A 23,743-nucleotide genomic window follows, 5' to 3' on the forward strand; every position below is an offset into this window, starting at 1 on the left:
CATGTTTGGTATTTATCGCGGACGGCGCCTGGCGTTATACATTGTCGCAGCCATTGTTATTGCGACGTTAATTGGATATAGCACCTATATGTTTGTAAAATTATTTTCGTGATGTAGACATTTATTTACATAGCGCGATATTAATTTAATCATCAGGATTAAATTATTCTCCTTCCGCGCATTATTCTTCGGGGGAAGGAATTATTTAATTAAAAAAGGGCCGACGGGTTGATATTGCTTTACGTTAAAGGATGCCGGACAATGACATTTTTAACTGACGATTAACATTACGATGAAACACCCGTTGGAATCGCTGCTGACTGCGGGGGGCATTTTATTGATGGCCCTGATCTCTTGCTTACTGCTACCCGCGCCATCACTGGGTCTGGTGCTGGCGCAGAAGCTGGTTCAAACCTTTCATATGGTCGATCTGAACCAGCTTTACACCATTTTGTTCTGCGTGTGGTTTTTACTGCTCGGCGCTATCGAATTCTTCATCCTGCGTTTCGTCTGGCGCCGCTGGTTTTCACTGGCGTCGTAGGCCAATAAAAAAGCCGGGTAGCAGCGATGCCTTACCCGGCCTTTGTTTCGTCAATTTCAATGCGCCCGACTATGGTTCTCTTTTCGGTAAGCCCCGGGCGGCTGATGGAAGGTGCGGGTAAAGATGCGCGTAAAGGTCTGCTGCGATTCAAAGCCGTAGCGCAGGCAGATTTCGTACACGCGCTCGTCAGATTCACGCAGATCCCGCGCCGCCAGCAGCAGCTTGCGCTCGCGGATGTAGCGCCCCAGGCTTTCGCCTTTGTACTGCATAAACAGCCGCTGTAAATGCCACTTGGAGTAACCCGCGTGGCGGGCGATCTCTTCGATGCGTAGCGGCTGGTGTAGGTTGTCATCGATCCATTCGACAATCGTATCAATGACCTGAGCGGAAATCGTCATGCTGCTCTCCCCCTCTGTTTCTTGGTTCAACATTATTCCCACCACTCACGAAATTGTTGCGTGCTATCGCTCACCCGGACCGGCTCACCCAGCTCCGGCGTCAGCAGCCGATAATTTTTGTCCTTGCTGGCCCGCGCCAGCTGGATCAGCGGATCGTTCCAGGTGTGTTTCGCCAGCACGAAGCGTCCGTTATGCCCCGGCACCACCGCTTTCGCATTGAGGTCCGCCGAGGCCTGCGCCGTTTCATCCGGCAGCATGTGGATGTACTTCCAGTCCTGGTCGTACTGGCCATTTTCCATGATGGCTAAATCCACTTCGCCAAACTGCTCGCCGATGGCCTTAAAGTGCGGGCCATAACCGGAATCGCCGCTGTAGTAGACCTTCTGCTCTCGCGTGACAAACATGAAGCTGCCCCACAGGGTCTGGTCACGCTTAATGCCGCGCCCCGAGAAGTGGCGCGCGGGCAGGACATGAACCGTCAGCGCATCGCTGATGTGCACCGACTGGTTCCAGTCCCGTTCGTCGATAATTTCAGGCTTCATTCCCCAGTAGCGCAGGTGGGATCCCACGCCGAGCGGCGTGACGACGCGCTTCACCTTCGGCAGCAGCGCCCGGATGGTGGCGTAGTCCAGATGGTCGTAGTGATCGTGCGAGATAATCAGCAGGTCGATTTCCGGCATGCTCTCCGCGCGCCACGGATACTCTCCCGCAAACGCTTTATTGAGGAACGAGAACGGCGCGGCGTAGTTGCCGAGGACCGGGTCGATCAGAATGCGTTTTCCCGCCAGCTGCATATACCACGAGGAGTGGCCGAGCCACACCAGCGTATCCTGCTCCAGAGGCAGGCTCGCCAGATCGGTTTTCACCAGCGGCAGCGGCTGCGCCGGACGAGCGTTTTCGGTTTTACGGGTCAGGAACTGCCACCACGCCACCAGCATGTTTTGCTGCCCGGTAAAGCCAGGCGTCGGGAGCGCGTTGTGAAACTTCCCGTCGCGATAGTGCGGAGAAGCCTCCACTTCCGTGAGCTGCGCACCCTGCGGCGGCTGGCCAAATCCGGCATTCAGAACAAACGGTAAACTCGCAGCTGAAGCAATAATCATGAGGAACACCACGCAGATGAAGAGAGGCTTTTTCATATCCTGACCCGAAAACGCGCGCCATCCGATGGTTTACGCGAGGGAAACTTGATTATGAGTGAGTAAGCACTCATTATAGATATGATGATAAAGTCGTCAAGACGTTTTCGATCTTTGACATTCCGCGTTGCAGCGTGTCAAAGCACGTGTTTCAATCAGGGTTTTTATAATTGAAAGGGGGAAAAATTTAGTGGCACGTCCGAAGAGTGAAGATAAAAAACAGGCCTTACTGGAAGCCGCGACGGTGGCATTTGCACAGTCAGGTATTGCCGCCTCAACGGCGTTAATTGCCCGTAATGCGGGCGTCGCTGAAGGCACGCTGTTTCGCTACTTTGCTACTAAAGACGATCTGCTGAATGCCCTTTACCTGCACCTCAAGCAGGATCTCTGCCAGACCATGCTGGCGAACCTCGATCGCACCCTCACGCTTCCTAAAGAGCATACCCGCAATATCTGGAACAGCTACGTGGACTGGGGGATTCGTAACCCCGTGGCGCATGCGGCGATCCGCCAGATTGGCGTGAGTGAAAAGCTAAGCGCTGAAACGGAACAGGCGGTGAAAGAGATGTTTCCGGAACTTCACGAGCTATGCCGCCGTTCGGTGCGCCCGGTGTTTATGTCCGATGAATTCAAAACGTTTGGCGATGCGCTTTTCTTATCGCTGGCGGAAACCACCATGGAGTTTGCCACCCGCGATCCGTCCCGCGCCACCGATTTTAAAGCGCTGGGTTTCGAAGCCATGTGGCGCGGGCTGGCTCAGGAGGATAACGATGGACAGTAAATCCCTGCAGGCGCACGCAAAACGCGTCGCGCTGGAGATGCCTTTCACCGAACACTGCTGGCCGTTTGGCCCCGAGTACGACGTGTTTAAGGTGGGCGGGAAAATTTTTATGCTGATGGCCACCGCGCACGGACGCCCCCACGTTAGCCTGAAATCCGACCCGGAAAAATCCCTGTTAAATCAGCAGATTTACCGTGGCGTTGAGCCGGGCTACCACCTCAATAAAAAACACTGGATTTCGCTCTACGGCACCGAGGACATCACGCCAGAACTGGTCGCCGACCTGATCGAGGATTCGTGGAACCTGGTCGTCGATAAGCTGCCGAAAAAAGACCAGAAATGGATACGCCCTGCCTGATTGTTCGTCTGTGCCGAACAGTATAACCGCTCGAATCGCACTTATCTTTTGCCGCTTCGCGCGGTAATCTGCTCTCCTTTCGCGCCCGCGCACGGGCGAATTTCATTACCAGGAGTAGTCATGGATATCATTTCTGTCGCCCTGAAACGCCACTCTACCAAGGCGTTCGACCCAACCAAAAAACTGACCGCTGAAGAAGCAGAGAAAATCAAAACCCTGCTGCAGTACAGCCCGTCCAGCACCAACTCCCAGCCGTGGCACTTCATTGTGGCCAGCACCGAGGAAGGAAAAGCCCGCGTGGCGAAATCCGCCGCGGGCACTTACGTGTTCAACGAACGCAAAATGCTGGACGCCTCTCACGTGGTGGTGTTCTGCGCGAAAACCGCGATGGACGACGCCTGGCTGGAACGCGTTGTCGACCAGGAAGAGGCCGATGGCCGTTTCAACACGCCGGAAGCCAAAGCCGCGAACCATAAGGGCCGCACCTACTTCGCCGACATGCACCGTGTGGATCTGAAAGATGACGACCAGTGGATGGCGAAACAGGTTTACCTGAACGTCGGTAACTTCCTGCTGGGCGTGGGCGCGATGGGTCTGGACGCGGTGCCGATTGAAGGCTTTGACGCGGCGATTCTGGATGAAGAGTTTGGCCTGAAAGAGAAAGGCTTCACCAGCCTGGTGGTGGTCCCGGTCGGGCACCACAGCGTGGAAGATTTTAACGCCACGCTGCCGAAGTCTCGTCTGCCGCTGAGCACGATTGTGACCGAGTGCTGATTCAAACGGGCCGCTGCACGCGGCCCGTTACGTTTTACTGATAACCAGCCTGCGGTGTGGATGTACATCGCGATCGCTTCCCCAGGCAAAGGCAATCCAGCGCTCTTCCAGCTCGGCGTAAGAGTTTACGGGCGTTAACGTCCATTCTTCTCCCACTGTACCGTCTGCCACGCTAATGCGATAGTTCATTGTGAACGCCCAGTCGATCATGCACAGCCAGAACCGTTGCCCGTCCCCCGTTTGCTCGCTGTCGGAGACTACGATGTCGTATTCGCTGAGCACCCACTGGAAAAATAATTGCGGTAATCCGCTTATTACGCGCTGGTGGACGGCGCGCGGGGTGCGCCATACCATCACCTGCGTGGCGGCACCGTGGGGAAAGGTAATTTCTTTATGAAATGTAAGCTTCACGGCATACGCCGTATAAGGCTTACCGTCATCGGTAGTCACGAGACGATATTCATCACCATAACGCGATTTTAAAAGCCGGTATCCGACAGGCAGCAAGAACCCCGGCAGATGAAAATCCGCAGTACCCCGCGCCAGAAATGCTTCGGTATGTTCGACGTTTCGGGAGATAAGCCCAAGTTTTTGGCTGAACTCTGCGGAATCAATCATTAGTGGCGACATTAGTTGTTTCTCATCGCATAAGTATAGTCAACTTAACTTCCAATAGAAATCGCGTAAATTCAGCAAGTTGATTAAGCGTCAATAGAGCGTAATCTGCGGATGCTTGATCCCGCACACCAGCGCATAACGCGTTAATGTATCGAGACTTGCCCGGGTAATATTCGCTTCCATTCTTGATACCGTTGGTGCGCTGACGCCCATCCGCTCCGCCACCTGGGCGCGCGTCAGGCCAGCATGATTGCGCCATTGCGCCAGCATCTCCCGCAAACGCTCCTTGCGCTCTTCTGCATCAAAGGAAGCCTGAACCTCTGAATCGCTTAACAGTTCAGCCCTGAGTTCATTCCAGTCAATAATCTTCTTGCTCATCCAACATCTCCTGTTGTCGCTTCAGTGCCAGACGAAGTTCAGCAGAGGGCGTTTTTTGCGTCTTCTTAACAAACACGCGCAAAAGAAAAATCGTCTTTTCCCGCGGGTAAACATAGATACCTCGGGTATGGATCAGCCCAACGGTCCTTATTTCAAACAGGCCATGCGGCAATGGTTTGCTGTCAGGTTCCCGAAGAGCCGTCGGGTTTAAACGCAATTTATCAAGCTGGCGAATCAGCTTCGCCTTCACCCCAGCAGGCAGTAAGAGAATCTCTTCCCTTACCGCCTCATGAACGATAAGTCTGAACACGATCTTTCATCCCTGATGATATTAGCATATAAGGCAATTTGCATTAAAGGCTAATTTAGCTTTTCGTGTCCCACCTTACCCATTTTTAACAGGAAGAACCGGACCCGCTTTGATTCCCTGAAAGCCCCTCGCAAAATACTTATTTCCCCTGCCCGGCCAGCCATTCCATCGCCCTTTCCCCCGCCTCATCCACCGGGAGATACACCAGCAGCCGCGATCCGTTTCGTGGCGCGGAGTACCAGTACATCTGCTGCAGCGTAAAATCTCCCAGTTCTGGATGGGTAAACAGCTTGAGCTGGTTCTCTACGCCGCGCACGTCGTTGCGCTGGTGCCACAGGGTTTTGAACTCTTCGGACACCGCGAAGAAGCGCGCCAGTTTGGCTTCCCACAGCGGGTCGCCCCGGTGCTCGGCCATCGCCGCGCGGAAATAGGAGACGAAAATCGGCAGCACGTCGTCGCGTCTGCCGAGACGCGCGCGCCACGCCGGATGGGTAAGGAACAGGTAAATACAGTTGCGGTCTTCCGGCGGGATATCATTGAAATCAACGCCCATCAGGTGCCCGAAGCTGTCATTCCACGCGACGATGTCGAAGTTGGGCTTCTGAATGCTGGCGGGTTTAGGCATCAGGGTATCAAGCAGGCGGCGCGTGCCTTCGCTGATGCCCTCGCAGCAGACCGCCTGCGGGGCTTCACCCGGCGGCAAGCCGGCGAGCACGAAAAGATGCCGGGCCTCGGTCGGGGTGCACTGCAGCGCTTTTGCGATGGTGGCCATCACTGCGCTGGAGGGGTTGACGTCCCTGCCCTGCTCAAGCCAGGTGTACCAGGTCACGCCCACGTCAGCGAGCATCGCCACCTCCTCCCGGCGCAGGCCCGGCGTGCGCCGTCGACCGCTGCGCGGCAGGCCGAGACGCTGGGGATCGAGGCTTTCCCGCCGGGCACGTAAAAATGCCCCCAGCTGTTTTCGGGTGTCATCCTGAAGTGAGGTGACGGGTTCAGACATCAAGGCCATAAATCCCCCTGCATGGTAGTGCCAGTACCAGTATAAGCAAGAACTGGTACCCGTTTATCAGATGGTTGATGCTACGACCATCTGATGAATGACGCAATGGAGTTACCATGAATACGTCAGTTGTTTCACCGGGTCGCGCAGGCCTGATATTGCTGTTAACCGGCCAGATGCTGCCGATGATTGATACCTCAATCACCAACGTGGCGCTGGACGCCATCACCCACTCGCTGCACGCCACCGCCACCGAGCTGGAACTCATTGTCGCTCTCTACGGCGTGGCCTTTGCCGTCTGCCTTGCGCTCGGCAGCAAGCTGGGGGATAACCGTGGCCGCCGTCGCCTGTTTATGTGGGGCGTGGCAGTTTTTGGGCTGGCCTCGCTGCTGTGCGGGATGGCGGGAAATATTGAACAACTGCTGGCCGCACGCATCGTTCAGGGCGCGGGGGCAGCGCTCATCATGCCGCAGATCCTCGCCACGCTGCACGTCACGCTAAAAGGTAGCGCCCACGCGAAAGCCATTAGCCTGTTTGGCGGCATTGGCGGGATTGCGTTTATCGTCGGGCAGATGGGCGGCGGCTGGCTGGTGTCGGCGGATATCGCCGGGCTGGGCTGGCGTAACGCCTTCTTTATCAACGTGCCGATTTGTCTGGTGGTGCTGGCGTTAAGCCGCCGCTACGTGCCGGAAACCCGCCGTGAAACGCCGTCGCGCATTGACTGGACAGGCACCGTGCTGCTGGCCCTCATTCTTTGCTGCCTGCTGTTCCCGATGGCGCTCGGTCCCCAGTGGCACTGGCCGTGGTCGCTGAAGGTTATGCTTCTTGCCATTATTCCGCTGGCCTGGCTGATGGCGCGGAACGCGCGCAAAAAGGAGCGAGAGAATGCCCATCCGCTGATCCCGCCACGCCTGCTTCAGCTTCGCAGCGTTCGCTTTGGCATCGTGATTGCGCTGCTCTTTTTCAGCGTCTGGTCCGGGTTTATGTTCTGTATGGCGCTGACCATGCAGACCGGTCTGGGGATGGCGCCGTGGCAGTCCGGGAACAGCTTTATCGCCCTGGGCGTGACCTATTTTATCTCTGCCTGGTTCGCGCCACGGTTGATTGCCCGCTACAGTACCAGCACGATTCTGCTGACGGGTCTGGCAATTCAGATAATCGGCCTGCTGGCGCTCATCGCGACGTTCCGGATTTGGGGCGTAAACAACACCGCGCTGACGCTGGCCCCTGCCACCGGGCTGGTGGGCTACGGTCAGGCGCTGATTGTAAACAGCTTCTACCGCATCGGGATGCGCGATATCCAGCCTGACGACGCAGGGGCCGCAAGCGCCATTCTCAGCACGCTGCAGCAGGCCGCGCTGGGTCTGGGACCGGCCATTTTCGGGGCGATTTTGCTGCACGGGCTGCAGCATTACCACGGGGATTACGCGCAGGCGATTACCCTTTTCCTGGCGGTGGAAACCTGCCTGATGATTATCCTGGCGCTGGCGACGCTGCGCATGCGTCATCGTCTCTGCCTGCCGGTAGTGAAGGTCTGTGAGGCCGCCAAATAACCCTGTGAATTTGCATAATAGATCCGCAGCCGCCATTATGGGGCTGCAACAATACAGGAGACGTTATGCAGGAATTAATTGCTCAGGTTGAAGAGTTAGGGATTGAAATTAATCACACCACCTCTTTAGTGATTATCTTTGGTATTATTTTTCTCACCGCCATCATTGTTCATTTTATTTTGCACAAACTGGTGCTGCGCGCATTCGAGAAACGCGCGCAGGCCAGTAGCCATTTATGGCTGCAAATCATTACCCAGAATAAATTATTTCACCGTCTGGCCTTTACCCTGCAGGGGATAATCGTCAACGTTCAGGCGGTACTGTGGTTGCAAAAAGGCAGCGAAGCGGCGGAAATACTCACCACCTGCGCGAAGCTGTGGGTGATGGTGTATGCCCTGCTCTCCTTCTTCTCGCTGCTGGACGTGATATTTAATCTGTCGCAAAAGATGGCGACCGCCTCGCAGCTGCCGCTGAAGGGGATCTTCCAGGGCATCAAGCTGGTGAGCGCTATCCTGGTGGGGATATTGATTATCTCCCTGCTGATCGGCCAGTCCCCGGCGATTCTGATCAGCGGTCTGGGTGCGATGGCCGCCGTCCTGATGCTGGTGTTTAAAGACCCGATACTCGGCCTTGTGGCGGGTATTCAGCTTTCCGCCAACGACATGCTCAAGCTCGGCGACTGGCTGGAGATGCCGAAGTACGGCGCTAATGGTACGGTGACGGACATCGGCCTGACGACCGTTAAAGTACGCAACTTCGATAACACCATCACCACCATTCCGACGTGGGCGCTGGTCTCCGACGCTTTTATCAACTGGAGTGGGATGTCCGCCTCCGGCGGGCGACGCATCAAGCGCAGCCTGAATATCGATACCACCAGCATTCATTTTCTCGACGAGCAGGAGCAGCAGAAGCTGATTCAGGCGAAACTGCTGAAGCCTTATCTGGCCGCGCGCCATGAGGAAATTAGCCTGTGGAATCAGCAGAACGGCGAAGGGGAATCGGTATTAAACCTGCGCAAGATGACCAATATCGGCACCTTCCGCGCTTACCTGAATGAATATCTGCGTAACCATCCGCGTATTCGTAAAGATATGACGCTGATGGTGCGCCAGCTGGCGCCGGATGCCAACGGGCTGCCGATTGAAATATATGCCTTTACCAATACGGTAATCTGGGCGGAATACGAAGATATTCAGGCCGATATCTTCGACCATATTTTCGCGGTAGTGGATGAGTTTGGCCTGCGTATTCACCAGTCGCCGACCGGGAACGATATTCGCTCCCTGGCAGGCGTTATTGCCAGATAATCAGGTGCTGGCGCGGGAAATAAAGCGCCAGTCCATCATCACCCTTTCCGTGGGCGCATCCGGGTTGTCGATTTTGTTTAAGAGAAGATTGACCGCCTTGCGCCCGATATCCCGCGACGGCTGTTCGATGGTGGTAAGTGAAATCATGTCCGCCAGCTCCGTACCGTCAAAGCCGACCACGGCAATATCCTCTGGCACCCGCAGACCTGCCTGCTGAATGGCGCGCAGCGCGCCCGCCGCCAGCGTATCGGAAACGGCAAATACCGCATCCGGCGGATTATCTTTTAACAGGTTTTGCATCGCCGCCATGCCCGCCCCGGAGCTGAGATCGCTGGCATACTCCACTGCCTGATAGTCCAGATCCCGCAGGTGGAGCACACTCTTGTAGCCGCGTTCGCGCAGGCGGGCATATTTGTAGCTGAGATCGTGGTTGATCATCGCGATACGCTTGCGGCCGCCGTCGGCCAGCTGGCTGACGGCATGCTGTGAAGCGTCCACATCATTGATGCCGACGCAGGAGACCGCGCCCGCATCGGCGTATTCGGCGCACTGCACCCACGGTGCAGAACCAATCAGCGCGGCAAGTTCCGGCAGCTTCGAGAAGGCGTCCATGGTGATAATGCCGTCGACGATTTTGCCGGAGAGCAGGCTCAAGCCCGAGCGGGAGCGCTCGATGTCCGAGCCGGAGTTGCATAGCAGAATGCGGTAGCCGTTTTTCTCCGCCTCGGCTTCGATGCCCTTCACCACTTCGGCGCAGAACGGGTTGGCGATGTTGGACACCATCACCAGGATCATATAGCTGCGGGCGGTGCGCAGCTGACGGGCGAGCAGGTTTGGCTGGTAGTTGCTTTCCTGAATCGCCTGCAGAACGCGCTCGCGGTTTTTCGCCTTCACGGTGTCGCTGTTATTCAGCACGCGAGAGACCGTTGCCACGGAAACCCCGGCCAGCTGAGCGATTTTCTGAATTGACATAGCGACGATACATCCTGCGGTTAGCGTTTTGTGCAGGCTACCATAAATTTGTTGCCCGGCGAACCGGGCAATGCGTCAGCATTCCACGCGCACCCAGCGCTGCTGCTGATGACTTTTCACTATGGCATCAATGATATACATCACGTTTGCGCCATCGTGGAAGGTGGCAAACTGTGCCGCCTCAGGCATTACACCGGCCTGCACGGCGCGGTAGAACTGCGCCATCATATTTTTGAAGGCATCCGGCCAGCCTTCAATATGCCCGCCAGGGAAATGGGCGCTGTCGGCAACGTCAGGGTTCATCAGCCCCGGATCGTCGGTGAGCGTCTGGTTGGCCTGCGCGCGATGGCCGATCCACAGCTGCTGCGGCACCTCCTGGTCCCACGCCAGCGAGAGCTCGCTGCCGTTGATCTCAAAGGTCAGGCGGTTTTTACGCCCGGCGCTCACCTGCGAGACGCTAAAGCAGCCCTTGCTGCCGTCGTCAAAGCGGAACAGCACCGAGCCGAAATCTTCGGTCGTGACCGGTTTGTCTTCATACTCCGCCTGTTCGTCATGGGAGAAGGTTTGATTCCCGCCCTTGCTGGCCCTGCGCGTCGGCCAGACGATGGATAAATCAGCCATCACCTCGGTAATGCGCCGCCCGGTGACGAACTGCACCGTGTCGCACCAGTGGGAGCCGATATCCGCCACCGCCCGCGATGCGCCGCCGAGCGCGGCATCCACCCGCCAGTTGTAGTCGGTTTCCAGCAGCATCCAGTCCTGTAGGTAGCTGCCGTGTGAGGCAAAAATCCGCCCGAGGCTGCTTGCGCGCAGCATGCTCGCCGCCTGACGCACCATCGCAAACTGGCGATAGACGAAGCTCACGCCATGCACCACGCCCACCTGCTCCGCCAGCGCCACCAGCTCGCGCGCCTCCTCAGGCGTCATGCACAACGGCTTTTCGGAAAACACGTGCTTGCCCGCGCGCAGGATCTGGCGGTTAATCTGTGCATGCAGGTGGTTCGGCGTGCAGTTGTGCACCACGTGCAAATCAGGGTGCGCGAGCAGCTCCTCAACGCTGCCGTACGCGTGCGGTACGTTTAGCAGGCGCGCCTTTTCCTGCGCCTTAACGAGCGAGCCGTCGCACAGCGCGACCACCTGAACAAACCCGAGGCGCCTGAGCGCCTCGATATGTGCCGGGCCAATAAACCCGCTGCCGACGATCCCGACGTTAATCATGACTGCCCCCTGCGGCGAAATCGTCAAACGCCCGTCCGGAAACGGGAATGATATGGCGGCGGATAAATTCGCTGCCTTCACTCGCCCCGGTATCGCCATCCTTCAGGCAGCACTCCCACTCCAGCACTGCCCAGCCGTCGTAGTCGTACTGGGTCAGCTTGCTGAAAATGCCCTTAAAGTCGATCTGCCCGTCGCCGGGCGAACGGAAGCGACCGGCGCGGTTGATCCACGGCTGGTAGCCGCCGTACACGCCACTGCGCCCGCTGGGGCGGAACTCGGCATCCTTCACGTGGAACGCCTTGATGCGCGCATGGAAGATGTCGATAAAGGCCAGATAGTCCATCTGCTGGAGCAGCATATGGCTCGGATCAAAGAGGATGTTGCAGCGCGGATGGTTATCCACCAGCGCCAGAAAACGCTCGAAGGTCACGCCGTCGTGCAGATCTTCCCCGGGATGCAGCTCAAAGCAGACGTCCACCCCCTGCTCGCCAAAGGTATCCAGTATTGGCCGCCAGCGGGTTGCCAGCTCCTCGAACGCTTCCTGAAAACGCTGCTCGTTATGCGGCGGCCACGGATAGAAAAACGGCCACGCCAGCGAGCCGGAGAAGGTGGCGTGCGCTTTCAGACCTAATCTTGCCGAGGCTACCGCCGCCTGCTTCAGCTTCTCCGTGGCCCACGCCCGACGCGCAGCATCGTTACCGCGCACGGACGCGGGCGCGAAGTGGTCAAACGCGTCGCTGTAAGCGGGGTTCACCGCCACAAGCTGCCCTTCCAGATGGGTCGACAGCTCGCTGATAACCAGCCCGTGCGCGGCCAGCGTAGCGGCGATGTCATCGCAGTAGGCCTGGCTCTCTGCGGCTTTCTCGACGTCAAAGATGTGCGGATGGTTGCAGGGGATCTGCACCGCCTTATAACCTTTACCTGCCGCCCATTCAGCCAGCCCGTCGAGCGAATTAAACGGCGCTTCTGCGCCAATAAACTGAGACAGAAAAATGCCGGGTCCTTTCATCGTCCTCATACCACCTCCTGAACGTTACGCCTTGTCATCGTCATACTTAAACGTGAGAAGGAAAATCAGCGCGATCGCCGCGGCCGCTACCGCCGGGATCCACCAGAATGTCACCCACGCCTGCGGCACGGCCTGCCCTGCCACCAGGCGGTTATAGAGCGCGCCGGAAATCTGCGAGCCGAGGAGCATGCCGATGCCGTAGGTGAACATCACGATCATGCTCTGCGCCTGGCCTTTCACCTTTTCGCCTGCCACCCGGTCGGTGTAGATAAAGCCGACGACAAAGAAGAAATCGTAGCAGACGCCGTGGAGCAGAATGCCGAGATACAGCAGAATGCGCCCTTCCTCGCTGACGCCCAGCGCGAACATGGCGTAGCGCACGAACCACGCCAGCATGCCGATCAGCAGCATGACCTTCACGCCCAGACGGCGGAACAGCAGCGGAATGACCAGCATGAAGAAGATCTCGGACATCTGCCCGAAGGACATGGCGGTGCTGACGTCGGCAATTCCTGCATCCGCCAGATACGAGGCGGTGTAGGCGTAATAGGTGCCGAGCGGGACGGAGATCAGCATCGCGCAGACGGAGAAGACGAAAAAGTGGCGGGTTTTGAGCAGCGCGAACGCATCCGCGCAGAAGAGATCCCGCACCTTCACCGGCAGGCCTTTCGCGGGCGCAGGCGTGTGCGGCAGCGTCAGGCTGTAAAGCGCCAGCAGCACGGAGCTGGCCGCCGCTACCTGAAAGATGGTAACGCTGGACGCCACGCCGGTGACGCCAATGAAAATGCCTGCCACGATCCAGCCGATGGTGCCGAACACGCGCACCACCGGGAAGGTTTTATCCACGTTCGCCAGGCTATGGAACGCGATGTTGTTGGTCAGCGCCAGCGTCGGCATGTAGCAGAGCGTGTATCCAAACAGCAGGCCAATCAGCAGCGCGCCGTTCTCGGCAATCAGCGCCCCCGGCACGAACCAGAGGATCGCCGCGCCCGCGAGGTGCATCACCGCCATCACCTTCTGCGAGGCGAAGAAGCGGTCCACCAGCATCCCGAGCACGAACGGCGAAAGAATCGAGGCGATGGGCCCGGCGGAGAAGGCATCGCCAATCAGCAGAGACATGTTGTGCTGGGTCATCACCAGGCCAAGCGTGACCGACCAGCTACCCCAGATAAAAAATTGCAGAAACATCATCAGCGACAGCCGCGGCACCAGTAGCCGGTGCTGTGTTATCGCCTTTTCACTACTTTCAGTTGACACCATGATAAGCCTCACCCGGAAAAAGTAATCGATTACAAAACAACTTAAATGAAAAGTAATCGATTACAAAATAAAGATCCTGTGGATCGTAGAAGATTTGGGAGGGGGGTCACGATAAAGATGAAGCAGTGTTTTGTAGGCCCGGTAAGCGCAGCGCCACCGGGCGTGAAGGCAGGTGCGGACTGGTTTGGTGCGGTCTGTTGCCCTCACCCCGGCCCTCTCCCACAGGGAGAGGGAGAAAAACGGGCTACTTTTTGCGTGAGAGCTTAAACGCGATAAACAGGAACACCACCCATACCGGCAGCAGCATTGCTGAAAGTCGCATCTCATCCATGGTGCACATCAGCACCAGAATCAACGCCAGGAACGCGATACAGAGGTAGTTCCCCGCCGGATAAAGCAGCGCTTTGAACTGCGTCTCACGTCCCTTACGGCGCATCGCCGCGCGGAAACGCAGGTGCGCCAGGCAGATCATGATCCAGTTCAGCAGCAGCGTGGCGACAACCAGCGCCATCAACAGGCCGAAGGCCTGTTTCGGCAGCAGGTAGTTAATTAGCACTACCAGAGACGTAATCGCGCCGGAAAGGAATAGCGAATTCACCGGCACGCCGCGGCGGCTGACGCGGGTAAGGAACTTCGGTGCGTTGCCCTGTACGGAGAGGCCAAACAGCATACGGCTGTTGGAGTAGACCCCGCTGTTGTACACCGACAAAGAGGCCACCAGAATGACAAAGTTCAGTGCCGAAGCGACAACGTTGCTGTTGAGATCGTGGAAAATCATCACGAACGGGCTGCTGTCGGACTTCACTTCCACCCACGGATAGAGCGCCAGCAGCACCACCAGCGAGCCGATATAGAACAGCAGAATACGGTACACCACCTGGTTGACCGCTTTCGGAATGCTTTTGTGCGGGTCGCGCGCTTCGGCCGCGGTAATGCCAATCAGCTCCAGACCGCCGAAGGAGAACATAATCACCGCCAGCGAGAGGATGAGCCCTTTCCAGCCGGTCGCCAGAAAGCCGCCGTGCTGCCACAGGTTGTCGATAGTGGCACGCTCGCCGCCGTGGCCGGAGAACAGCAGCCACAGGCCAAAGCCGATCATGCCGATAATCGCCAGCACCTTAATCAGCGCAAACCAGAACTCGGTTTCACCATACAGGCGCACGTTGACGAGGTTAACGGCGTTAATGATGATGAAGAAGGCCGCCGCCCAGATCCACGTGGGCACGTCCGGCAGCCAATACTGCATGTAGATGCCTGCGGCGGTCAGCTCCGCCATCCCCACCAGCACGAACATCACCCAGTAGTTCCAGCCGGAGAGGAAGCCTGCGAACGGACCCCAGTATTTATAGGCAAAGTGCGCGAAGGAGCCTGACACCGGCTCTTCAACGACCATCTCGCCGAGCTGGCGCATGATCAGGAAGGCGATAATCCCGGCGATAGCGTAACCCAGCAGAACCGCCGGGCCGGCCATCTGAATGGCGGGGCCGATGCCGAGAAACAGCCCGGTACCGATTGCGCCGCCGAGGGCAATTAACTGAATATGTCGATTTTGCAAACCACGTTGCAGCGTCGGATTCTGATCCGACGAGGCTTCAGCGCGACCATGGCCTGAAGCGGATGACGCGTCTTTCACGCCCTACCCCTGTCTCTTTTTTAGAAGGGGCACGTTTTAACACTTCATGCTGGTGGTAGCAAGCTTAACGCCGGGCCAGCGCGTGCGCCCGGCGGATAAACGTCACGACCCGATAATTCCGCCGTCCGCTTTAACGATCACCACCGTCGACGATCGCGGGCGTCCGTTCGGGCTGGCGTCCGGCCAGTTAGAGACGGCGCGAGGATTGGCCGGGTCGGTAATATCATCCCCGCCCTCCCCTGGGTGCTGAATGTTGATAAACAGCGTGCGGTTGTCCGGCGTAAACGCAATGCCGGTGATCTCACACCCGCGCGGCCCGGTCAGGAAACGGCGATACTCGTTGGTGCCCGGAATGGTCGCCACCATCTGGTTATTGCCCATCCCCTCGTACGCTTTCTTATTGATGGTGCTGGAGGAGACGTCGGTCTGGATCCACAGGATGCCCTGATGATCGAAAGAGAGTCCGTCCGGACTGCCGAATGCCGCGCCCTGCATGGAGCCTTTGGCCTTCGGATCGTCGCCGTCGGTGCGTCCGGCCATGACCAGAATATCCCACTTAAAGCGCGCGGCAGCAGGGTCCGCGCCGTCTTCGTGCCAGTGCATGATATGCCCAAACACGTTGTTGGCGCGCGGGTTGGCGGCATCCACCGGCGCTTTCCCCTCTTTCCCGCGATCGCTGTTGTTGGTGAGCGTACAGTAGACGCTGCCGCTGGCGTGCGGATCGACGGCTATCCATTCGGGGCGATCCATTTTGGTCGCCCCCACCGCGTCGGCCGCCAGGCGGGTTTTAATCAGCAGATCGCCCTGGTTTTCAAACCCTTTACTCTTATCCAGGCCATTATGCCCGAAGATTAGCGGCATCCAGTCGCCGCTCCCGTCCTCGTTGAACCTGGCGACGTACAGCGTGCCGGAGGTCAGCAGCTGCATATTGGCTTCACGGTTCGCGGGATCGTATTTTTTGTCCGAGACAAACTTATAGATGTACTCAAACTTCTGATCGTCCCCCATGTAGACCACCACGCGGTTATCGGCGGCGAGCGTGACGGCTGCCCCCTCATGCTTGAAGCGGCCCAGGGCGGTGTGCTTGCGCGGTGTGGAGGTGGGGTTGTAGGGATCGATCTCCACGACCCAGCCGAAACGGTTGGGTTCGTTAGGAGTTTTATCGACGCTGAACCGCTCGTCCACCTCGTTCCAGCGGTAGGATTCATCGCTGTCGCTGATGCCGTAGCGTTTTTCCAGCGGATTGAGATCGGCTTTTTTGACAAAAATATCCGACCAGTTTTCCTCGCAGGTGAGATAGGTGCCCCACGGCGTGTGGCCGTTGGCGCAGTTTTGCATGGTGCCCAGCACGCGCTCCCCCTGCGGGTCGGCGGCGGTTTTCATTAAGTCCTGATGCCGCGCCGGGCCGGTAAGCTGCATCGGCGTATTGACGGTGATGCGGCGGGCATATGAAGACGGACGTACCACCTGCCAGTCGCTGCCCGCTTTTTTCACTTCCACCACCGAGACGCCCATCGCGTTCTGCCCCTTGCGGGCCTTGTCGAGGCTCCAGTTCGCCGTACCGTCGGTAAACAGCATCCCGTTGTCGATGTATTCATGGTTCATCGCCAGCAGGCCATGCTCCGGGTTTTGCTCCCCCTGCGGCAGGCTAAACCACGCCATGCCGTCGTGGTGCATACCCGCCTGCACAGCCTGTTCGTCCGTGGTGTTGCTGGCGTCCGGCTTAAAGGCCGGCATGTTGTTTTTGATCCCCGTCGGGTCACCCCAACGATAGAACGGGCGGGCAATATAGCCTTCCGGCACCCTGACCGTATCTTCGGTGGAGACGTCGATGCTAGTAAAGCCCAGGGAAACCGCTTTTGCCAGCGCGGAAGGCTTCGATACCGCGGCAATGGCGTTCTCAGGCTTGATCAGAAACGGGAAGGATACGGCGGCCCCCGCAACGGCCCCCATCTGGAGAAAACGGCGGCGGGAGAGGAACACCTCTGCCACCTCGGAGAATACCGGGTTTGCGCTGCGGTTAGCGATGTCGTCGCGATGTTCTTTTTTAAAAACGGATTTGAGGGGTCTGCCCATAGCGGCTTCCTGTCATTGGCCAAGAGGTAAAAGAGTTGGCGACCAGTGTAAGAAGCTTTTATTACAATTTTATAACACGATGACGGAAGGATGGGGGCATCCGTGCCCCGGATAACGAGGTGGAACGCTTAGAACTCGTAGCCAACCGAGACCTTAAAGGTACGCGGTTCGCCCTGAGTGATGTAGGTACCGGAATCGTCCACGCTGGCCCAGTAGTTCTCATTGGTCACGTTGTCGATGCCCGCGCGCACGGTCATCTGGTTTGCGTTGTGGTTCACCGCGAAGCGATAGCGCATGCCCAGATCCAGCGTGGTGTAGCTGTCGAGCTTTTTGGTGTTCGCGAGGTCGGCATACTGCGTGCCGGAGTGGTTCACGCGCGCGGTCGCTGTCAGGCCGTCAACCGGCTTGATGTCGTACTCCGCGCCCAGCACGGCGTAGAAGTTCGGAATACCAATTGCATCGTTGCCCTGGTTCACGCCGTTTTTGGTTTTGGTTAGCTCCGCCTGCAGCCAGGTGGCGCTGGCGTTCAGACGCATCCCGAGCATCGGCTCGCCGAAGACGTTCAGCTCCACGCCACGGTTGCGCTGTTCAGCGTCCAGGCCGTAGTGATTGTTAGCATCGAGGATCGCCGAGGGCATTTTAATCTCAAACAGCGCCAGAGAGCCGCCCACGCGCCCGAAGTCCGCCTTCACGCCCACTTCGCTCTGCTTAGAGTGAACGATGCCAGTGCTCTGGCCGTAGTTGGTGGCGGTGTTAGGTGCGGTTTTGCCCGGCTGCAGCGCTTCGGTGTGGTTGGCGTAGAGGGAAATTTCTTCCCACGGTTTGTAAACCACGCCGTAGGTTGGCATCCAACGGCTGCCGTCGAAACCGTCCGCGTCGTTCTCTGCGCCGGTAATTTTGTTATACCCGCGAACGACCACTTTCTGATGGCGCGCGCCTGCGGTGAACAGCAGCTTGTCATCAAACACGCCCAGGGTATCGCTCAGCAGCCAGCCCTGGGTGCGGGTGCGCCCGCTGGTCAGCGGATCGCTGTATTTACCACCGGAGCCGTTTAAGTTGGTGCTGTCCGGCATATCCACGCCGGTGTTGTGGTAGATGTTGGTGGTCGGGTTATCCTTCGCCGCCGACATTTTCCACGCGATTTTTTCGTTTTTGGTCATCGCGGAATAGCCAACGTTGACCTTGTGCGATACGAAGCCGGTAGTGAAGTTACCGCGAATGCCCGCCATCCCGCTGACGGAATCGCTGATGCGGTTGGTATCAAGACGACTGACTACCGCATTACCGCTTTTATCCATCAGCTTCGGCGCGCTGTAGATCCCCTCTTCATGAGCGTGCTGCGCGCCGAGGCCGGTATAGGCGGTCCAGCTGTCAGTGATGTCATACTCGCTGCGCCACATCCCGAACTCGTTTTCGATATCGCTGTAGGCCCACTTCTGCGAGAAGTTACGATCGTTTTTCGGCGGTTCAGGCACAAAATCCACCGCCGAGATGTTGACGCTGGTCGGGCTGCCGTGGAAGGTTTTTTTCTGATAGCCCAGATCCAGCGAGGTGCGGAAGCGGTCGCCTTTGTAGTCCAGGCCGGTGGAGAGCAGCGTGGTGCGGCGGCGGTCGTTCGGTACGCCGGTTTCCCCTTCACGATGCACGAGGTTCACGCGCGCGCCGAACTGGTCGTTATCGCCAAAGCGACGCCCCGCATCCAGCGTGGTGCCAATCTGGGAATCCGAGGTGTAGTCCAAGCCCACTTTCGCCTGCGGCGTTTCCCCGGCATGCTTTGGCTCAAGGTTAATCATCCCGCCCACGCCCGAGCTTGCCGCGCCGTTCATCAGGGAGTTGGCCCCTTTGAAGATCTCAATGCGGTCAACCATCTGGGCATCCACCACCTGACGCGGCAGCACGCCGGAGAGGCCACCGAAGGTCATGTCGTCGCCGTCAAACTTCAGGCCGCGAATGCGGAAGGTTTCTGCGCTGTTGCCGTAACCCTGCACAAACTGCACGCCCGCGTCGTTGGCGACTACGTCAGCAATGGTTTTTGCCTGCTGATCTTCCACCAGCTTGGAGGTGTAGCTGATGATGTTGAACGGCACGTCCATGGCGTTCTGCTGGCCGAGCATCCCCATTCGCCCGCCGTTCGCCACCTGCCCGTCAAGGAAGGCCGGCACCAGCTGGTCGCCACCGGGTTTAAAGTCACCGGCAGGTGCAGACTGCACAACGATGGTGTCTTCTTTTTTATCCTCTGCCGCCCAGGCGGAATGTGTAACCGCGCCAATGGCGAGCGCCAGCAGCGTTTTGTGCATTTTGGTGTTGTTCATCGTTAACTCGTTTGAAAGTGCGCGCAAAAATAGCCCGTGGACGGGCCTTAGAATATATTGGTTGCAATGCAAATGAGAACTATACGCATTATCTATGCTTTGGCAAGCGCAAATCTCTTCAGGATCCTGCTCAAATTAATGCGTGATAAAAGGGGATGCTCACCTTGCGCTGAACCATTTAAGTGAACACGCACGGAAAATTGATGCCATTTTGGCAACCATGACGCAAATACGACACAAGGAGAAAATCAGGCTGGTTTGAAACTGGCGTAAGTGCCTGTTTCTAAATGGCACGCCCTGTAGGATTCGAACCTACGACCTACGGCTTAGAAGGCCGTTGCTCTATCCAACTGAGCTAAGGGCGCACTGAGAAGAGTGAACTTCGCGGTGGTGAAACGCGAAGAATTATACGGTCAATGGCAGGTGAGTCAATGCCTTTTCCGTTTTCGGGGGCAATTACCGCTAGCCGATTGTAAATACGGCTATTTTCTCAACATTTCTCACTGTTTCACCGTAAAATTTAGCGCTGCGAAAAGGCTTAGTTGTATTTAAGTAACGCCTGCTGTTTTCCTGCTCGTCGGCTCGTCACACTAGAGCAAGGTTTCCCGGCCGCCTGGAGGCTGACAGACAACAGGACAATGGAGTGACAGCGCACAACCCGTTCGATACGCCCCCCCGATTACAGTTTATTTCTCAGGACATCGTCGGCATCAAACTGGAGCCTGTCGTCGCCCTCACCTCTCAGCGTCAGGTTGGCGTGGAGGTGCTTAGCATTCTGTCCGAAACGCAGCACAGCGAGGATTTTTTTCGCCATCAGTCGGCAGGCTGGTCAATGACGCTGCTTGAAGCGCAGCTTGCCGCACTAAAAAAGACGCCGCATGGTAATAACCTTTTTATTAATCTGCCGATAACCGTTCTGACAGAGCCAGCGTCTTTTCAGCGGCTCATCAATCTGAAAAACACGCCGCTGAATATCGAGATTGTTGACCTCTCTGCCTTTATGGCGTTCTCTGCCGCACAGAAGCAGCGCGTCATTCAAAACCTGTCGAAACTCCGGGAACAGGGGCACAGTATATGGCTGGATGACATCGACGAAACGGTCATTCAGCCGTTTTTATTTTGTCGATTACCGTTGAACGGCATCAAAATTGATAAGGGCGCATTCTGGCGTTTACGCGCCACACCCGCGCTGAGGCAGCTGGTTTTACGTTGCTTTCATCTGGCCGGGAGCGTGCTCATCGAAGGTATTGAGACTGAACGCGATCGCACCTGGGCACTGCAGGCAGGCGCAGATCTCGGCCAGGGATATTACTGGCCGTCCTGGACATGGCCGGAGGATTAAAGAGCCATTTCCAGGAGGGAGACCATGCGAATGACAGTGCGCCGTTACCGGCGGCGGCGTACAGGAAGTGATGCACTGGGATTTACGCGCTCACCTTTTGCTCCCCCCTTTTTCGACCGGCTCGAGTTTTTGAGCCAGTCCATCAGCCAGCCCCGAAAAACCGACGCTCCGTTTATCATTCTGGTCACGGAGGATCATTTTCTGCGCACCGGTTTTCTCAATGGGCAGTTTCCCCTGAGCAGCTGTTGCGACTATATCTCACTGGATGATGCGCTCGGCGCTCAGGCACAATGGCCTTCAGCGCGTCTGGTGGTGGATGTAGAAAGCCGTTCCACCGGGCTGATTGATCAGCTGGATCAGTTAAGAAGGCATAGCCTGTATCCCCCCTTCCTGACGCCGTGGCTACTGGTCCGGGCAGATAATTATGATACCCGTCTCTTCTGCAAAGCGGCGGGGCCTTTTCACGTGCTGGAACGTCAGATGAACGCGGCAGGGCTTCAACACAGCCTGATGGATGCCCGCCCGCCGCAGGGGTCCGATAAAGACTGGTTTTCCCGCAATGAATGGCCCATTTTGCAGGAGCTTGCCCGCGGTAAGACGCTGCGTCAGATTGCCCTTCTGCAGAATCGCCCCTATAGCCGCATTATCTATCGTCTCAGCTGCATCCTGCTTAAGCTGGGGCTGAGCCATCGCCAGGAATTGTTACACCTTCTTAATAACCTCTCTGACTGCACGTTTTAACTTACGCACTAACTTCTTATTTCCTAAAGCGCTTTAGGAATTTACTTACCACGCATGTTATGAAATGGTTAAATTTTAACAATGTATTCGATTTTATAACTATTCCTAATTTATGGTTCGGAACCATGTGAAATGTCACAGAATGAACCAAAGGCAGCACTTTCCTCCATCCGTTAAGTGAATGCAGAAGGCGTTAATAAGATGATAATGATGTAAAAACAAGCAGCTTCGCTTAACTCTCCAGGAGCTGAAAGCAAAGTGGATAGCATGTTCTCCTGCGCGATGATGGCGTGACGTTGATGCGCCTTAAGCACTTTCAGATGAAGGTTTGACACCTTGCGAGGGCACTTTTTCGCCTCTTTGACCCTGGGTCGCCCGCCGAATCGACGGCCTTTTTTATTAACAATTACGCAACATAAAGAGACATCTGTTATTTTTTGTTATTACATAAAGATGAAAAGATGCGGTAAATGGGATAACAGGATATTTCCGCTAAATTTAAAAACATAGCCATTAAGATCCAGAAGATAATACAAACCAATAAGCGGAGACTAATTTACAGGGTTTTCGGAAAAAACTTACTCTGTATAATAAGATGCGTACCAAATCTGAATAAGAAAAATCTTTTTGCCAACACCAGCCAAATGAGATGACCGCGCTGAGGCACTGTTCTTTTCATTACGTAAACAAGGATGCTTTCGCTCTTTCCAGGGAAATACTACGGTATAGGGATCTGCACTTTATATCCTTCCGGCATTTCGAGAGTTTTACAAAACTCTGCATAACGCTTTTAACAATCTGAGGCATTAAAAATGAAACCGGCATCCGTTATCATTATGGACGAACATCCTATCGTCAGAATGTCGATAGAGGTCCTGCTACAGAAAAATAAAAATATCACAGTCAAGCTTAAGTCTGGCGATAGCCATGAAGTTCTTGACTGTATTCGTAATCATCCTATCGATTTGGTGATCCTTGACATCGAACTTACGGGCACAGACGCCTTCACTTTACTGAAGAGAATCAGAAACTTAAACAAAGACATCAAGATTCTGTTCCTCTCCTCTAAATCAGAGTTATTTTACGCGGGTCGTGCGATTCGCGCCGGGGCCAACGGCTTCGTCAGTAAACGAAAAGATTTGGGTGAGATCTACAACGCCGTAGAGATGATTTTGATGGGCTATTCTTTTTTCCCGTCGGAAACGCTGAATTTTATAAACCATATGGGTTCGGGAAAAGGGATGGCAGCGGATATGCCATTATCGAATCGCGAGGTCACGGTATTACGTTATCTGGCGAATGGATTATCCAATAAGGAGATTGCTGAACAGTTACTGTTGAGCAATAAGACCATCAGTGCGCACAAATCCAATATTTATTCCAAGCTTGGCGTACAAAGCATCGTGGAATTAATAGATTACGCCAAAGCGCACGAGCTGCTATAACCTGAATTCACTCCCTGCAGTTTATCCGAGCTGCAGGGAGTGCGGTCAGTGCTAATTATAATTAATCATGAAGGTAGCATCCGCATCAGCCCGTCCGGGCTGAGGGTTATCGGCCGTAGCAATATAATTGGCATAAAATGACAGGGTCGCATTCCCCTGTGCATCAACCGTGACCGGCTGGCTGGCCTGCTGAAGCGCCAGACGCGTTTTATCCGCATCCCTGATCTCGACGGCGACGTGGCTCGCTGTACTGGCATCATTCAGCGCCAGCAACCCGCTATTGCTCCCGTCGGCCTTGCCCGAGAACGTAATGGACGCCGCCCCGGGCGGACAGCCGGTCAGCTTCAGCGTGAAGGGCATAGGCTGCGTGCGGCTCCCCGTGGTGTTGAGCTGCTTCGTGGGCCAGGTGCCCAGCGTGACCGTTTTGTCGCTATCGTTACCCTCTGCCACGCAGGTGAAATCGACAATATTGCCGTAGAGCCGAATATTAATTTCGCCCAATGCGGTTTCCGCCTGAGCCTGGGTGCAAAGCGCAAAGAGCGCCACGGTGATAAAACGGATCCCGTTTCGCATGTCTG

Annotated in this window: 23 protein-coding genes, 1 tRNA gene and 1 pseudogene; 10 read left to right on the plus strand and 15 right to left on the minus strand. The window is 56.3% G+C overall.

Translation table 11 applies throughout. The features are described from left to right. Positions 1-292 precede the first annotated feature (292 nt). The gene (locus ACTJI7_RS06550) at positions 293-541 is read left to right on the plus strand and encodes a DUF1158 domain-containing protein (protein WP_041910998.1); all 249 of its coding nucleotides are present in this window, start codon (positions 293-295) and stop codon (positions 539-541) included. Positions 542-597: 56 nt separating this feature from the next. Here the strand turns inward: ACTJI7_RS06550 and ACTJI7_RS06555 are convergent, their stop codons facing one another. Both ACTJI7_RS06555 and ACTJI7_RS06560 read right to left on the minus strand, forming a co-directional pair. Then, complete coding sequence (locus ACTJI7_RS06555) at positions 598-939, minus strand: RamA family antibiotic efflux transcriptional regulator (RefSeq protein ID WP_028012253.1); 342 nt, start codon at positions 937-939, stop codon at positions 598-600. Between the two features lie 32 nt (positions 940-971). Beyond that, the gene (locus ACTJI7_RS06560) at positions 972-2,075 is read right to left on the minus strand and encodes a RomA family MBL fold metallo-hydrolase (protein ID WP_047362673.1); all 1,104 of its coding nucleotides are present in this window, start codon (positions 2,073-2,075) and stop codon (positions 972-974) included. Between the two features lie 190 nt (positions 2,076-2,265). Here ACTJI7_RS06560 and ACTJI7_RS06565 point away from each other — a divergent pair, with 190 nt between their 5' ends. The 3 genes from ACTJI7_RS06565 (at position 2,266) to nfsB (ending at position 3,988) form a co-directional block, all read left to right on the plus strand. Continuing rightward, on the plus strand, positions 2,266-2,856 hold the full coding sequence (locus ACTJI7_RS06565; RefSeq protein ID WP_028012251.1) for a TetR/AcrR family transcriptional regulator: 591 nt from the start codon (positions 2,266-2,268) through the stop codon (positions 2,854-2,856). Beyond that, positions 2,846-3,214, plus strand: a complete 369-nt coding sequence (locus ACTJI7_RS06570; RefSeq protein WP_028012250.1) for an MmcQ/YjbR family DNA-binding protein — start codon at positions 2,846-2,848, stop codon at positions 3,212-3,214. Before ACTJI7_RS06565 ends, ACTJI7_RS06570 begins: the two co-directional genes overlap by 11 nt. Positions 3,215-3,334: 120 nt before the next feature. After that, on the plus strand, positions 3,335-3,988 hold the full coding sequence (gene nfsB / locus ACTJI7_RS06575) for an oxygen-insensitive NAD(P)H nitroreductase (protein ID WP_047367650.1): 654 nt from the start codon (positions 3,335-3,337) through the stop codon (positions 3,986-3,988). Between the two features lie 27 nt (positions 3,989-4,015). Here nfsB and ACTJI7_RS06580 read toward each other — a convergent pair whose 3' ends face one another. From ACTJI7_RS06580 to ACTJI7_RS06595, 4 genes are all read right to left on the minus strand, one after another. Further along, the gene (locus ACTJI7_RS06580; protein WP_063154762.1) at positions 4,016-4,618 is read right to left on the minus strand and encodes a hypothetical protein; all 603 of its coding nucleotides are present in this window, start codon (positions 4,616-4,618) and stop codon (positions 4,016-4,018) included. 78 nt (positions 4,619-4,696) lie between these two features. Beyond that, on the minus strand, positions 4,697-4,984 hold the full coding sequence (locus ACTJI7_RS06585; protein ID WP_126345076.1) for a helix-turn-helix domain-containing protein: 288 nt from the start codon (positions 4,982-4,984) through the stop codon (positions 4,697-4,699). After that, positions 4,965-5,294 (minus strand): type II toxin-antitoxin system RelE/ParE family toxin, encoded by a 330-nt coding sequence (locus ACTJI7_RS06590; protein WP_088205198.1) that lies wholly within the window; start codon positions 5,292-5,294, stop codon positions 4,965-4,967. Before ACTJI7_RS06590 ends, ACTJI7_RS06585 begins: the two co-directional genes overlap by 20 nt. A 139-nt stretch (positions 5,295-5,433) precedes the next feature. Further along, complete coding sequence (locus ACTJI7_RS06595; protein ID WP_440669916.1) at positions 5,434-6,303, minus strand: helix-turn-helix transcriptional regulator; 870 nt, start codon at positions 6,301-6,303, stop codon at positions 5,434-5,436. Positions 6,304-6,410: 107 nt separating this feature from the next. Between ACTJI7_RS06595 and ACTJI7_RS06600 the strand changes: the two genes are divergently transcribed. Both ACTJI7_RS06600 and ACTJI7_RS06605 read left to right on the plus strand, forming a co-directional pair. Beyond that, entirely contained in the window at positions 6,411-7,847 is a 1,437-nt protein-coding gene (locus ACTJI7_RS06600; RefSeq protein ID WP_126345077.1) for an MFS transporter, read from the plus strand. 65 nt (positions 7,848-7,912) lie between these two features. Beyond that, entirely contained in the window at positions 7,913-9,157 is a 1,245-nt protein-coding gene (locus tag ACTJI7_RS06605; protein WP_041911005.1) for a mechanosensitive ion channel family protein, read from the plus strand. Here the strand turns inward: ACTJI7_RS06605 and ACTJI7_RS06610 are convergent, their stop codons facing one another. From ACTJI7_RS06610 to ACTJI7_RS06640, 7 genes are all read right to left on the minus strand, one after another. After that, on the minus strand, positions 9,158-10,129 hold the full coding sequence (locus ACTJI7_RS06610; RefSeq protein ID WP_047367645.1) for a LacI family DNA-binding transcriptional regulator: 972 nt from the start codon (positions 10,127-10,129) through the stop codon (positions 9,158-9,160). Positions 10,130-10,204: 75 nt separating this feature from the next. Next, complete coding sequence (locus ACTJI7_RS06615) at positions 10,205-11,347, minus strand: Gfo/Idh/MocA family protein (protein WP_440669918.1); 1,143 nt, start codon at positions 11,345-11,347, stop codon at positions 10,205-10,207. After that, positions 11,340-12,365 (minus strand): sugar phosphate isomerase/epimerase family protein, encoded by a 1,026-nt coding sequence (locus ACTJI7_RS06620; RefSeq protein ID WP_048956980.1) that lies wholly within the window; start codon positions 12,363-12,365, stop codon positions 11,340-11,342. Before ACTJI7_RS06620 ends, ACTJI7_RS06615 begins: the two co-directional genes overlap by 8 nt. A 15-nt stretch (positions 12,366-12,380) precedes the next feature. Beyond that, positions 12,381-13,616 carry an MFS transporter gene (locus ACTJI7_RS06625; protein WP_192971450.1) on the minus strand — a complete coding sequence of 412 codons (1,236 nt, stop codon included), beginning with the start codon at positions 13,614-13,616 and terminating at the stop codon, positions 12,381-12,383. 244 nt (positions 13,617-13,860) lie between these two features. Beyond that, positions 13,861-15,249 (minus strand): phenylalanine transporter, encoded by a 1,389-nt coding sequence (gene pheP, locus ACTJI7_RS06630; RefSeq protein ID WP_047367642.1) that lies wholly within the window; start codon positions 15,247-15,249, stop codon positions 13,861-13,863. Between the two features lie 102 nt (positions 15,250-15,351). After that, positions 15,352-17,325, minus strand: a complete 1,974-nt coding sequence (locus ACTJI7_RS06635; RefSeq protein ID WP_063154769.1) for a PhoX family protein — start codon at positions 17,323-17,325, stop codon at positions 15,352-15,354. A gap of 128 nt (positions 17,326-17,453) precedes the next feature. Next, positions 17,454-19,637 (minus strand): TonB-dependent receptor, encoded by a 2,184-nt coding sequence (locus tag ACTJI7_RS06640; protein ID WP_063154770.1) that lies wholly within the window; start codon positions 19,635-19,637, stop codon positions 17,454-17,456. Positions 19,638-19,791: 154 nt separating this feature from the next. Here ACTJI7_RS06640 and ACTJI7_RS06645 point away from each other — a divergent pair. Continuing rightward, positions 19,792-19,910 (plus strand): annotated as a pseudogene (locus tag ACTJI7_RS06645) (hypothetical protein); the annotation flags it as partial. Between the two features lie 15 nt (positions 19,911-19,925). On the opposite strand, the gene ACTJI7_RS06650 reads toward ACTJI7_RS06645, so the two are convergent. Continuing rightward, positions 19,926-20,002: transfer RNA gene (locus ACTJI7_RS06650), tRNA-Arg, on the minus strand. A 278-nt stretch (positions 20,003-20,280) separates the two neighbouring features. Between ACTJI7_RS06650 and ACTJI7_RS06655 the strand changes: the two genes are divergently transcribed. The 3 genes from ACTJI7_RS06655 (at position 20,281) to fimZ (ending at position 23,165) form a co-directional block, all read left to right on the plus strand. Further along, positions 20,281-20,979 carry an EAL domain-containing protein gene (locus ACTJI7_RS06655; protein WP_063154771.1) on the plus strand — a complete coding sequence of 233 codons (699 nt, stop codon included), beginning with the start codon at positions 20,281-20,283 and terminating at the stop codon, positions 20,977-20,979. Between the two features lie 24 nt (positions 20,980-21,003). Continuing rightward, complete coding sequence (locus ACTJI7_RS06660; protein WP_028012233.1) at positions 21,004-21,720, plus strand: helix-turn-helix transcriptional regulator; 717 nt, start codon at positions 21,004-21,006, stop codon at positions 21,718-21,720. Positions 21,721-22,532: 812 nt separating this feature from the next. Next, positions 22,533-23,165, plus strand: a complete 633-nt coding sequence (gene fimZ / locus ACTJI7_RS06665; RefSeq protein WP_063154772.1) for a fimbria biosynthesis transcriptional regulator FimZ — start codon at positions 22,533-22,535, stop codon at positions 23,163-23,165. Between the two features lie 51 nt (positions 23,166-23,216). Here the strand turns inward: fimZ and sfmF are convergent, their stop codons facing one another. After that, a complete protein-coding gene (gene sfmF / locus ACTJI7_RS06670) occupies positions 23,217-23,738 on the minus strand; it encodes a fimbria assembly protein (protein WP_028012231.1) in 522 nt (173 codons plus the stop codon). Positions 23,739-23,743 lie beyond the last annotated feature (5 nt).

The organism is Enterobacter sp. 22499 (assembly GCF_052044815.1).
In the GTDB taxonomy this organism is placed as follows: Bacteria; Pseudomonadota; Gammaproteobacteria; order Enterobacterales; family Enterobacteriaceae; genus Enterobacter; species Enterobacter bugandensis.